The organism is Dolichospermum sp. UHCC 0315A (assembly GCF_008121535.1).
Lineage (GTDB): Bacteria > Cyanobacteriota > Cyanobacteriia > Cyanobacteriales > Nostocaceae > Dolichospermum > Dolichospermum lemmermannii.
On the sequence record NZ_CP043056.1, the window covers coordinates 953,922 to 965,896 of the forward strand.

General features: G+C 37.7%; 11 protein-coding genes. 4 read left to right on the forward strand and 7 right to left on the reverse strand.

The annotated features are described in order from the left end of the window. Positions 1 to 4: 4 nt before the first annotated feature. Together BMF77_RS04480 and BMF77_RS04485 are read right to left on the reverse strand one after the other, a co-directional pair. The gene (locus tag BMF77_RS04480) at positions 5 to 946 is read right to left on the reverse strand and encodes a homogentisate phytyltransferase (protein WP_148760972.1); all 942 of its coding nucleotides are present in this window, start codon (positions 944 to 946) and stop codon (positions 5 to 7) included. A gap of 165 nt (positions 947 to 1,111) precedes the next feature. Further along, entirely contained in the window at positions 1,112 to 1,954 is an 843-nt protein-coding gene (locus tag BMF77_RS04485) for a methyltransferase domain-containing protein (RefSeq protein ID WP_041458679.1), read from the reverse strand. A gap of 180 nt (positions 1,955 to 2,134) precedes the next feature. Between BMF77_RS04485 and BMF77_RS04490 the strand changes: the two genes are divergently transcribed. Both BMF77_RS04490 and BMF77_RS04495 read left to right on the forward strand, forming a co-directional pair. Further along, positions 2,135 to 3,469, forward strand: coding sequence for a TrkH family potassium uptake protein (locus BMF77_RS04490; RefSeq protein ID WP_148760974.1), 1,335 nt, complete (start codon positions 2,135 to 2,137; stop codon positions 3,467 to 3,469). Between the two features lie 178 nt (positions 3,470 to 3,647). Beyond that, positions 3,648 to 7,292 carry a tetratricopeptide repeat protein gene (locus tag BMF77_RS04495; protein WP_148760976.1) on the forward strand — a complete coding sequence of 1,215 codons (3,645 nt, stop codon included), beginning with the start codon at positions 3,648 to 3,650 and terminating at the stop codon, positions 7,290 to 7,292. Between the two features lie 220 nt (positions 7,293 to 7,512). On the opposite strand, the gene BMF77_RS04500 is transcribed toward BMF77_RS04495, so the two are convergent. The 4 genes from BMF77_RS04500 to BMF77_RS04515 form a co-directional block, all read right to left on the reverse strand. Beyond that, a complete protein-coding gene (locus BMF77_RS04500) occupies positions 7,513 to 7,731 on the reverse strand; it encodes a type II toxin-antitoxin system HicA family toxin (protein WP_148760978.1) in 219 nt (72 codons plus the stop codon). Further along, positions 7,731 to 7,973 (reverse strand): type II toxin-antitoxin system HicB family antitoxin, encoded by a 243-nt coding sequence (locus BMF77_RS04505; RefSeq protein ID WP_148760980.1) that lies wholly within the window; start codon positions 7,971 to 7,973, stop codon positions 7,731 to 7,733. The genes BMF77_RS04500 and BMF77_RS04505 overlap by 1 nt, the downstream gene beginning before the upstream one ends. A 71-nt stretch (positions 7,974 to 8,044) precedes the next feature. Further along, positions 8,045 to 8,740 (reverse strand): Uma2 family endonuclease, encoded by a 696-nt coding sequence (locus tag BMF77_RS04510; protein ID WP_148760982.1) that lies wholly within the window; start codon positions 8,738 to 8,740, stop codon positions 8,045 to 8,047. Positions 8,741 to 8,809: 69 nt separating this feature from the next. Continuing rightward, on the reverse strand, positions 8,810 to 9,259 hold the full coding sequence (locus tag BMF77_RS04515; RefSeq protein ID WP_148760984.1) for a hypothetical protein: 450 nt from the start codon (positions 9,257 to 9,259) through the stop codon (positions 8,810 to 8,812). Between the two features lie 107 nt (positions 9,260 to 9,366). Here BMF77_RS04515 and BMF77_RS04520 point away from each other — a divergent pair, with 107 nt between their 5' ends. Then, positions 9,367 to 10,062 (forward strand): TrkA family potassium uptake protein, encoded by a 696-nt coding sequence (locus BMF77_RS04520; protein WP_148766802.1) that lies wholly within the window; start codon positions 9,367 to 9,369, stop codon positions 10,060 to 10,062. 179 nt (positions 10,063 to 10,241) lie between these two features. Here the strand turns inward: BMF77_RS04520 and queA are convergent, their stop codons facing one another. Beyond that, positions 10,242 to 11,372, reverse strand: a complete 1,131-nt coding sequence (queA, locus tag BMF77_RS04525) for a tRNA preQ1(34) S-adenosylmethionine ribosyltransferase-isomerase QueA (RefSeq protein ID WP_015083650.1) — start codon at positions 11,370 to 11,372, stop codon at positions 10,242 to 10,244. A gap of 183 nt (positions 11,373 to 11,555) precedes the next feature. On the opposite strand from queA, the gene BMF77_RS04530 reads away from it, so the two are divergent. After that, positions 11,556 to 11,945: a hypothetical protein gene (locus BMF77_RS04530; protein ID WP_015083649.1), complete on the forward strand. Its 390-nt coding sequence runs from the start codon at positions 11,556 to 11,558 to the stop codon at positions 11,943 to 11,945. Positions 11,946 to 11,975: the final 30 nt, after the last annotated feature.

Sequence of the window (11,975 nt, forward strand, 5' to 3'; positions counted from 1 at the left end):
GAGTTTAAGCTAATAAACAGGAAACAGGAAAAATTAGATATTCAATGAAAAACAATTTCCAGATAAATTGATAGAAATTAGTAATGGCTTGTTTGTCTTGTAAATCAACTCCAGCACCTTGCCACCACATCACAATTAAAGCTACTGTATGAGTGATTAAGATGAAGATAGTGTTAACTTCCGCAAGATGGAATAACGCTACTAAAATCATACCTCCATAACAGATTGTTAATACCCAAAGTGCGAGATTAAATACTTTTTGTTGTCCGAGTTGGAGGGTGAAAGTTGTGATATTATAAACTCTATCTCCTTCCATATCAGGAATATCTTTGAAAATAGCGATCGCAAATGTAAATACCAAGATAAACACCGTTAAAGCCCAAACTGCACCCGGAATCCCTTGGCTTCTTTGCAATACCCAACTAAAATGCAAAAACAAACCTAAATTAACAATCGTTCCCCGCACCGAAAAAATACATAAAGCAGCCCAAAATGGAAACTGTTTTAAACGAATTGGTGGTAAAGAATAAGCCGTACCAATTGCTAAACTTATCGTTACCATACCCATTAAAAATGGTCCCGTTAGCCATGCTAAAGCCAAAGCCACAATACCAGTAATAATAACAATTAATTGTCCTTGTCCTCTGGTAAATTCTCCCGACGCTAAAGGTAAATCTGGTTTATTGATTTTATCAATGTCAATATCTTCCAATTGATTCAAACCAACAATATAAATATTGCCACAGATACAAGCAATCCATGTTGCTAAAATTTGACTAATATGCAAACCAGAAAACTTTGTCGAAGTGACACCCAGGGTAATTAAATATAAACCCAAAACACTCAAAGTTGTTCCCATAATTGTATGGGGACGGGAAAACTTCCAAAAAGAATAAAACCAACTTCCTGGAAAAATAGCAGAACTTTGTTTATAAAATTGATTCATTTTTTGCTCTTTTTTGTTCGTAAGCACCTAAAGGAATTGAACTTATACCATTTCTTTATGAAACTGCGCCGAATTTCCTAACCTTATCTTTTTCTTCTCTGTGTCCTCTGTGCCTCTGTGGTTCGTTTATCCTTAAATTGAGTACATCTTTAAACAGAATTGGACTTATTTTGTCCCGCGTAATAATCCAAATCTAACTAATCCAGTTTCATAACCTCGACGCATTAAACCTAAAGATAATGCCCCCTGAATTGTAGTCCAACCAGCCATTAATAAACCGATAAATGCTTGGGGTGTAAACGCTGAATCAATGACAACATTCCAAAAAGGTGCAACTGCGGTTGACCAATCAGCCGTGCGAATATTATTTAATGGTAATTGCCAAGCGATCGCTTCATACTCCGCTAAAGAAATCACATAAGGTAAACAATAGACTCGATAAATATCCTCTAAGTGCTTTTGCTCATCCGTTGTTAGTGGTGACTTATCCGTATTCCGATGACACCATGTCACCATAATCAAAGTCCCACCCGGCTTTAACACGCGATAACACTCTTGTAAAAACTTAGTTTTATCTGGCATATGTTCACCGCTTTCCAGTGACCACACCAAATCGAAAGAATTATCATCAAAGGGCATTTCTTGGGCATTGGCAACCATGAATCTAGTCTTTTGACTCAAACTCATTGCCAAAGACCTTTCTGTCGCTCTAGCGGCTTGTACAGGACTCAATGTAATTCCCGTAGCATTGGCCCCAAACTTATCAGCCAAGTATAAAGAACTACCACCAATTCCACAGCCGACATCAAGAATATTTTCAGCACCCTTAACATCTGCCCATTTTAGCAACTCTTCAATTAAATCAATTTGTGCCTGACGGCGTTCCTTTACCTGTTTACCATCTACACCATAATAACCGTGGTGCATATGTTCTCCCCAAATCTGTTCCCACAAACTGGAAGAAGCATCGTAAAATTCCTGAATTTGTTTGTAAAGTATTTGACTCATGAATTTAATAATTAAAAAATGACAGGAAATTGAAAAAAACTTATTCTTAGGCTACCATCTATGTTTTTAATTAGATAGGGATATTTTTCTGCCTGGGAATAACTCATTAATTCTACCTTGGTAAGATGTCAAAATAGCCTAATTGCACAAAGTTTATTTATTTTTCATTTTTAATTACTTATGACTGTTGCGCGGACAATTTGTTTGGGCTTTGTCGCTGTCATTCTCTTGGGAGCAATTCTCTTGACAATGCCTTTCTCTACTGGTAATGGTAATTGGAATGACCCAATTGTTGCCCTATTTACTTCAACTTCGGCAGTTTGTGTCACAGGTTTAGCAGTGGTAGATACTGGTACTGATTTTTCGTTTTTAGGTCAGTTGTTTATTGCCTTATTAGCCCAAATTGGTGGTTTAGGTTATATGACAACTACCACATTTTTAATGTTATTAATTGGCAGAAAATTTGACCTGCGACAAAAAGTAGCAATTCAACAAGCTTTAGACCGTCCAGGCATGAGTGGTAGCAGTCAAATTATCCGTTCTATTATTGCGACTACCTTATTATTTGAACTCACGGGAGTATTTTTATTAATGATAGTCTTTGTTCCCGAAAAAGGTTGGCAAGAAGGAACTTGGTTAGCGATTTTTCACAGTGTGAGTGCTTGGAATAATGCGGGATTTAGTTTATTTAAAGACAATTTAATTGGTTATCAATCTTCTCCTTTAGTGATTATCACAATTGGCTGTTTAATTATCTTTGGAGGTATTGGTTATCAGGTCATTTTGGATATGTATTTGTGGTTACGTGACCGCATAGTCAAAAAAACAACTTATTTAGTATTCTCTCTAGATTTCAAAGTTGCTACTAGCACAACTTTAATATTATTAGTGTTAGGAACAATTGCAATTTTCTGTATAGAAATCAGAAACGATAGCGTCTTTGGACAATTAAGTTTATCTGATAAAATATTAGCCGCTTGGTTTCAGTCAGTTAGTACCAGAACCGCTGGTTTTAATAGCATTGACATTGGGAAAATGACTAATGCTGGATTATTCATTATGATTGCTTTGATGTTTATTGGTGCAAGTCCTGGAGGTACAGGAGGAGGAATCAAAACAACTACTTTACGAGTGCTTACCAGTTGTACAAATGCAATTCTTCAAGGCAAAGAAGAGGTATTATTATATAATCGGAAAATAGCCATTTCCTTAATTTTAAAAGCTGTTGGGGTGGTCTTTGGTTCACTAGCAACAGTGATTGTAGCTACGGTTTTAATTAGTATTACCGACCCCAAATTGGCTTTTATTCAAATTCTTTTTGAAGTAGTATCAGCCTTTGGTACAGTCGGACTTTCTACAGGAATTACAGGGACTGTTTCTATTGCAGCAAAATTGATTTTAATTCTCACAATGTATATTGGTCGAGTTGGTGTTTTATTATTAATGTCATCTATATTAGGTGATCCTCGTCCTACTAGAATCCACTATCCCGAAGAAAATCTCCTTGTTGGATAATCACCAATTACCAATTGATATCAAATAATGTAGGGGCGAAGCATTCGGACAATTAATTATCGGTTTTTACCCAAGACTATCATCCGAATGCTTCGCCCTTCCTGTGGTCTAAAGACATGAAAACTGCTGTAACGTCATCACAAAACCTTCAAAAACCTATTCAGGAAATATCATTTTTATGTCAGTGATTACCATTCGAGAACAACAGCAAATAGCAACAGGATTTGCAGCCAGTCTCAGTTTTGGTGACGGTGAATATGACATTATTATCACTGACCCCTTCACTCCCCAGGAAGAACGGGAATTAGAATGGTATTTTGAAGAGTGGCTGGTTTATCCCATTGTGGATACAGTCAAAGCCGAAAGGGCAAAAAATAGCGTTAAAACCTACGGTGAAAGGCTGTTTGACCAAGTTTTTCAGGATAAGAAAGCATACAGCAAATATCAACAACTGAAAAATAATCTCAGTCAAGTACAAATAGAAATAGTTAGTAAAACGCCGGAATTTCAAGCATTGCATTGGGAAGCATTGCAAGACACCGATTTTCCTCGACCTTTAGCCGTAGATTGTGTAATGCTGCGGAAAAGCGTTAACTCTGCTGTTGGGTCTGTAAATTTGCCACCTTCTTCAGTTATTAACTTGCTGGTAGTTGTAGCGCGTCCTGACGAAGAAAAGGATGTGGGTTATCGGACAATTTCCCGTCCCATGTTGGAATTAATCGAAAATGGTAAATTACGGGTAAATGTGGAATTGCTGCGTCCGGGAACATATCAGGCATTATCCCAGCATTTGGAGGAAAAGGGCGCGAATTTTTATCACATCATCCATTTGGATATGCACGGGGCGTTGTTGACTCATGAACAGGTTGAAAAACCCAGTGCAGTTAATCGTTATTTGTTCAAAGGACGCTATGGACGGGATGATTTGCAGCCTTTTGAGGGTGTGAAGGCGTTTTTGGCGTTTGAGGGGGAGAATCAGGGGAAAGTTGATTTGGTGGAAGCGTCGGAATTAGCCGCTTTGCTGACTGGTAAAGGTATTCCTGTGTGTATTCTCAATGCTTGTCAGTCGGGTAAACAGGTGAAATCACCTCTCCCTAACCCTCTCCTAGAAGGAGAGGGAACTGGAAATAATTCTGCACTAGCGGGAGAAGATGAACTCCCCTCCCCGCGTCGGGGAGGGGTTGGGGGAGAGGTTAGAGAAACCAGTTTAGGTAGTCGGTTAATGAGTGCGGGAATGCAGATGGTGGTAGCAATGGGTTATTCTGTCACCGTGACTGCGGCTAAGTTGATGATGGAACATTTATATAAACATTTGTTTGCTGATAAACCTATCACAGAAGCTATTAGATTAAGTCGGCGAGAATTGTTTAATGATAAAGAACGGAAAGCCTATTTTAATAAGTTGATTAAATTAGAAGATTGGTTATTACCTGTGGTTTATTATAACCAGTCGGTGAATTTTAATTTACGTCAGTTTACTCCAGAAGAAGAAGAGAAATATTTTGAAACTGTTGGTAGTGAATATCGGTTTGCTTTACCGACTTATGGCTTTTTCGGGCGAGATTTGGAAATTCTCAAAATTGAGAAAGCGTTGTTAAAACACAATGTTTTGCTGTTGCAAGGAATGGGAGGAACAGGAAAAACAACTCTGTTAAATTATCTGCGGGAATGGTGGCAGAAAACCAATTTTGTTAAAAATACCTTTTATTTTGGCTATGATAAAAAAGCCTGGACACTGGAACAAATTTTATTTTTTATTGGGGAAAAGATATATAAAAAGTTTGAATTTGCCAGTTTTCAAGCAATGAGTCAAAGGGCGCAAATCGAGAAATTAGTCGCTAAATTACGGGCTGAAAAATATGCTGTGATTTTAGATAATTTGGAATCAGTTACAGGACAACAATTAGCGATACAAAATACATTACCACAAACAGAACGGCATCAAATCCGCGATTTTATTGGGCGGTTGGTTGGTGGTAAAACATTGGTGGTGTTGGGTTCACGCAGTCGGGAAGAATGGTTACAACAGCAAACTTTTAAATTCAATCTTTATGAATTGCAAGGATTAGATCAAGAAGCGCGGACGGAGTTGGCTGAGAAGATTTTAGAAATAAATTTACCTACACACAAAATTGAGAAAATTCGCCAAGATGGGGATTTTGAGAAGTTAATGAAATTGTTAGCTGGTTATCCCTTAGCAATGGAAGTTGTGTTAGCAAATTTGCAAAAGCAAACACCACAGAAAATTTTACAGGGTTTGCAAGCAGCAGATGTAAATTTAGATGTTGCTAGTGAGGATAAGACTAAGAGTATTTTAAAATGTGTGGAATATTCCCACAGTAATTTATCACCAGAAGCGCAAAAATTACTGATTTGTTTAGCTCCTTTTAGTGTGTTTATTGACCGTAGAGATATTGATAATTATATCAAACAGTTGCAGAAATTAGAGCCTTTTCAGAATTATCAGCTTGATAAACTTGATGATGCTATTCAAGAGGCAATTAACTGGGGTTTATTATCACCGATGGATAATGATTCACCCTTGTTAACAATTCAGCCTGTATTTCCCTACTTTTTGAAGACTAAATTAGCAACTGTTGATACTACAACTTGTGAAGCTTTGCAAGAAGGATTTAAAAACCATTATTTAGGTTTGGCAGCTTATTACAATCAGTTAATGAAATCGAAAGATGCCCAAGAGCGACAATTGGGGATATTTTTCTGTAAGCTGGAATATGAGAATTTATATAATGGGTTGCAAATTTGTTTAGATAAACAAGAAAGTATTAGTATTTATTTCTGTTTGGATAAATATTTTGAATTGATTAATGATATTAAAAGTAATTTAAAAATAGCAGAATTAATTTATCATAAATTAGAAAAATATCCAAAAGAATTTTTACAAAATGAAAATGGATATGAAGTAGTTATTGCTATTGATTATCTAGCCAATTGTTATTTGCAAACCAAAGATTATCAAAAAGCTCAAGAATTATATCAAAAGGAATTAACAATATTATCGGAGGTTGAAAATACAGAATTAAGACGTAAAAAAATATCTACTGCTAGTACCTACCACCAGTTGGGAATAGTAGCCCAAGAATTGCGGGAATATGCCCAAGCACGGGACTTTTATCAACAAGCTTTATCTATCTTTATCGAATTTGGCGATCGCTTTTCTCAAGCTAGTACCTACCACAATTTGGGATATGTAGCCCAAGAAATGCGGGAATACGCCCAAGCACGGGACTTTTATCAACAAGCTTTAGCTATCAAAATCGAATTTGGCGATCGCTTTTCTCAAGCTAGAACCTACCACAATTTGGGAATAGTAGCCCAAGAATTGCGGGAATATGCCCAAGCACGGGACTTTTATCAACAAGCTTTATCTATCTTTATCGAATTTGGCGATCGCTTTTCTCAAGCTAGTACCTACCACAATTTGGGATATGTAGCCCAAGAAATGCGGGAATATGCCCAAGCACGGGACTTTTATCAACAAGCTTTAGCTATCAAAATCGAATTTGGCGATAGATATTCTCAAGCTAAAACCTATCACCAGTTGGGAAGAGTAGCCGAAGAAATGCGGGAATATGCCCAAGCACGGGACTTTTATCAACAAGCTTTATCTATCAAAATCGAATTTGGCGATAGATATTCTCAAGCCTTAACTTACCACAATTTAGGCAAACTGGCAGAAGCACAGGAAGATTATACAGAAGCTAGAACAAATTTACAAAAAGCGTTAGAGATATATGTTGAATATAAAGAGGAATATTGGGGGAATATTGTGAGGGAGAATTTAGAGGGATTACCAGAGTGATAAAATAAATACGGTTGTTTTGTTTGCTTTCACAACCGCCCGGAAATGAATTATGGCTTACGCCACGCTTCGCTATCAGGGCTAATAGCCAAAGTAAACTAAAGTTTACTAAACAATTTTCAGGTTATTTAGTCATCTTTAGATGACTTTTGCTATGAGACTGGGAATTCATTCCCAGACGGGTTAAAGGTTTTGCGTTAAATAGAAAAATAATAAATTTTTAAAGCACTTCCCATTCATCTCTGTTAATTTGAGCTTGTTTTAATATCTTTGCTAATAAGCTTTTGCTAATATCTCCTTCATGGGGATTAGGAATTATTAATCTCACATCATCTCTAACCATAAATTGATGTCTTGTCCCTGAATATGGACCCTCAAAGCCAAGTTGTTTCAAGTAATAAATTAAATCTCGGCGACTAATAGCCCCAAAGCTTGGCATCAAGCTACATCCTTTTTCAAAGCAAGGTAAATACCATCTAACTCAGGTATATTATGTCTTAACTGCAATCCTAAAACAATCCATTCTTCTAAAGATTGTTTTAATTCTTCCCGACAATTTTCCAGTGTAGGTGCATTGGCATATAAACCTTGTAATTCAGGGACTTCAGCGTAAAAAGTACCATCTTCTAAAAGTTCATATTTAGCGCGTTTTAAGGCTGATTGAATGTAGTCTGTTATCATTTGTTTTGTCTAATAAGCCTATTTCTCTGATTAAATTGTAATCTGAAAATCAAAATCCTACTTAAATTCTATCACAAACCTGATAAACGCCGTAAAAATTCCGTGTGTTCTGGTGAATTTAATCCTGTTTGCAATACTTCTAAAACCTTAACCATATCACCTGCTAATAATGCCGTTACAGATAACCATAATCCAGGCATAACTTGACTTTTAATAATTCCCTCTGTATCAGGTTGCAGTAATATATATTCACTGTCATACAACTGAAACCAATCTAATTTATTTTCTAAACTCTGCCAAACAATATATTCTTGAATGCCGTTCCGTTTATAGGCTTTTTTCTTATCATATAAATCATAAGCTGCACTGCTGGCGGCAATTTCCGCGACTAATTCCGGTGCGCCTTCAATATAATCATCATCGGTAATTCGAGATTTTCCACCCAAACTTTCATCAATTAATAAAACTCCATCGGGTTGAGGTTCATTATCCTGATCTAATCTAATGGTGGGTTCTATTCCTAGTTTAATTCCGGGGGTATAAATTTGATAATTTCCTAACCAAATCATCAATTTAGCATGGGGTTCTGCATGACGTTGAAAGCGTAAAGGTGAAGCCACGTAAACTACTCCTTCGATTAATTCAGCTTTTTTAATATCGAGACTTTCAGCATAACGACGTTCAAATTCATGGCGTGATAAGCGATCGCCATTTTCTAATGGTAGAATTTGAGGAGTTGGGTTAGTTTGTGACCGCTGCATTACCATTTGCTATACCTCCAAGAATTAATTGACACAATCAGCAGAGGACGGGAAAACCCGCCCCTACATCATAAACTATTTGGCTGGGGGTAAAGTTCCACCACTAGCAGCCGGCGGTTCTGTGTAATCGCAAAAGACATGGACCCCTATTTTGAGGATATATAAAACTATAACGGTCGCAATGGCAGGATCAAGAGGTAAACCACTGGATGAAGCTAAACCCACTAAGGAAACTATAACACCTGTGAGTAAAGGAGAACTGCCCGGATTTCTGGTATATTCTCTGAGTTGACCACGAAACCCATCATCACCACAAAGTTCATTTCGCAAGGCTTTGAGGGTGATTTGTAAAAGTGACTTATCTCTCCCCATCATAGCTTGACCATTTTTTTCTTGCCATAAATCTTGAAAAGCCGTTTCCATGTCGCCATTGTGCTTTTCTAAATGATCCATTGCTTCCAGTCCGGGGGTATAATCAGGCATTAATTCCCGCATAGCTTTGATTTCGCTGTTAGTTATTTGCATAGCTAATTTAGGTGGTTTACTTAGTAGTATCAAAATCAACTACATTATGGACAGGGATTATTCATTCCGTATTTAGTGTACCAATTACCAATTACCAATTACCAATTATGAATCTTTCATCATTAAAATTTCTTCGCAGTTTACGTAAAGATAACCACCAATTTGCTGTAATTGGGTTAGGTCGTTTTGGTCGTTCCGTTTGTTCAACACTGCATAATTTAGGTTATCAAGTGTTAGCTACAGATGTTGATGAAAAACGGGTTTCCGAAGCCTTAAATGAAGAAATAGTTGGTCATGCTTTACAACTAGATTCAACCGAACCAGCAGCCCTGAAAGAAGCCGGAATTTTTGAATTTGATACCGTCATTGTTGCTATTGGTAATTACGTTCAGGAAAGTATTATTACTACTTTAAATGTCAAAGAAGGTGGTGTACCTCACGTAGTTGCAAAAGCCTCTAGTGAAGTTCACCGTAAACTATTAAACCGAGTAGGAGCAGATCATGTAGTGTTTCCTGAATACGAAGCTGGTTGTGCTTTAGCACGCACACTTACTAAACCGGGAATTTTAGAAAGATTTGATCTTGACCCAGATAATAGTATTGTTGAATTAATTGTTCCTGATGAATTTCATGGAAAAACCATTGCTGAACTTCAACTTCGTAACCGCTATGGTTTAAATATGTTAGCTGTCAGTCATGATAGTAAATTTATCATTAATCCCGAACCAACTAAACGTTTAGAAAGAGGTTCTGCAATGGTAGTAATTGGTTGCAATAAAGATATAAATCGTTTACCAATATAGGGAATAGGGAACAGGGAACAGGGAATAGGGAATAGGGAATAATAATTTTTTCAATTAAGTAGGTGAACGGAAAAAAACCGTAGACGCTCCGCGTCTACTCGAAGAGTAATATGTAACGAAAAGTAAACAGTCATACTGAATCTAATCTAAATTAGATGATCCATTACTTCATCAAAAATTCATAATTTAATGCTTTTCCCTTCTGGTAATATCAGCATGGCATCACCAAAAGAATAAAAGCGGTATTCAGAAGTAATTGCTTCTTGATAAAGATCCAACAATCTTTCTCTACCAATCAAAGCACTAACGAGCATCAATAAACTAGAACGGGGTAAATGGAAATTGGTGATTAAACCCTCCACAACCTGCCATTTATACCCAGGATAAATAAATAAATTTGTCTTCCCCACAAATGGCTGTAAATCTCCCAATTGTGCTGCACCCTCCAAAGCCCTTACCGCTGTTGTTCCCACCGCAATAATTCGCCCCCCAGCAGCCTGAGTAGCCCGAATTTGCTCAACGGTATCAGCAGGAACTTCAATCCATTCTTCGTGCATGGCATGAGTAGTAACATCTTTTACTTCTACTGGGCGAAAAGTACCGATACCCACATGAAGAGTAATAAAAGCCTGATTAATGCCACAACTACGCAATTTTTCTAGTAATTCCGGTGTAAAATGTAATCCTGCTGTTGGGGCGGCGATCGCTCCTTCTTCAGCCGCATACACTGTTTGATACTGTTCATCAGCAGCCGTAGAAGCCGTGATATAAGGTGGTAGAGGAATTTGTCCAAATGTCCCCAACACCTGCAATAAAGGAACTTGCTCCGGTAACTCAAACTGTAATAATCGCCCCCCAGTTTCCGAATCTGACTCAACCACTGTTGCCTTTAATGTTTGTTTATTTCCCTGTTCCCCCGATGTAAAAATAATCTCATTGCCTATCTTAAACCGCTTTCCTGGCTTCACCAAAGCCAACCAGCAATTATGTCGCCGTTCCTCTACCAGTAACACCTCCACACTCCCACTCGTAGACGTATAGCCATACAACCGAGCGGGAATAACTTTAGTATTATTCATCACTAGCAAATCTCCCGGCTTTAACAGTTCCGGCAAATTACGGAAAATGTGATGTAGTGGTGGTATAGTCTTAGCGGTTTCAGGAGAATTTACCACCAATAACTTAGAACTATCTCTAGGAACAGCAGGGTTTTGGGCAATTCGTCCCGGTGGAAGTTCGTATTCATAACCAGACAACGAACAATCTAAATTGATATCTTGTGATTCTGCTTGTAGTATTTTTTGCTTCATATTAATTGAGTAATTGGTAATTGGTAATTGGGAAAATTATTTCTCCCTGCCCTCTGCCCTCTGCCCCCTGCCCAGATTGGGTAAATCTCCCCATAAAAGAACGGGTGCTTTTACCCTACCGGGAACTCCACCCCATTAACGAAGATAGATAGGTAGAACTAAATTTAATCCCATAACATGATGATGGAATACTTATACTATCTAGGCAATGCCACCCTCACCCTGAGAATCGTTCAATACCTACATGGTAGACCACAACTTCCCCTATCCTTTGTGAGCGTGATTCATCAAATTGATGGTTGGGTAGTCAGAATTAAATTCAAAGAAACAGTCTCAGATCAACAAGACGGCGATTTTCGAGCTTTCTTGAGTGAATTGGGAATTAGCTATCAACCACCAATGAGAGTCCAAATGGCGTTTTGGAGTTTAGAAGCCGGACAAACACCCGTAGACGTAATGCGTCGTTACCAAGTAGCAGTTGTTTCTCATGGTAGCCCGGAAAGGGAAGAAATTGAAGCATTTAGACAACAGTTTGTTCGAGGTTTAGGATATTGTCCAGAAACACTCGCTTAAACAGTTCTAAATTAAGTATCGCAAAGTAAA

Coding starts and splice junctions, on each gene's coding strand:
- BMF77_RS04480 (WP_148760972.1), bottom strand. CDS start 946: ATGAATCAATTTTATAAACAAAGTTCTGCTATTTTTCCAGGAAGTTGG.
- BMF77_RS04485 (WP_041458679.1), bottom strand. CDS start 1,954: ATGAGTCAAATACTTTACAAACAAATTCAGGAATTTTACGATGCTTCT.
- BMF77_RS04490 (WP_148760974.1), top strand. CDS start 2,135: ATGACTGTTGCGCGGACAATTTGTTTGGGCTTTGTCGCTGTCATTCTC.
- BMF77_RS04495 (WP_148760976.1), top strand. CDS start 3,648: ATGTCAGTGATTACCATTCGAGAACAACAGCAAATAGCAACAGGATTT.
- BMF77_RS04500 (WP_148760978.1), bottom strand. CDS start 7,731: ATGCCAAGCTTTGGGGCTATTAGTCGCCGAGATTTAATTTATTACTTG.
- BMF77_RS04505 (WP_148760980.1), bottom strand. CDS start 7,973: ATGATAACAGACTACATTCAATCAGCCTTAAAACGCGCTAAATATGAA.
- BMF77_RS04510 (WP_148760982.1), bottom strand. CDS start 8,740: ATGGTAATGCAGCGGTCACAAACTAACCCAACTCCTCAAATTCTACCA.
- BMF77_RS04515 (WP_148760984.1), bottom strand. CDS start 9,259: ATGCAAATAACTAACAGCGAAATCAAAGCTATGCGGGAATTAATGCCT.
- BMF77_RS04520 (WP_148766802.1), top strand. CDS start 9,367: ATGAATCTTTCATCATTAAAATTTCTTCGCAGTTTACGTAAAGATAAC.
- queA (WP_015083650.1), bottom strand. CDS start 11,372: ATGAAGCAAAAAATACTACAAGCAGAATCACAAGATATCAATTTAGAT.
- BMF77_RS04530 (WP_015083649.1), top strand. CDS start 11,556: ATGGAATACTTATACTATCTAGGCAATGCCACCCTCACCCTGAGAATC.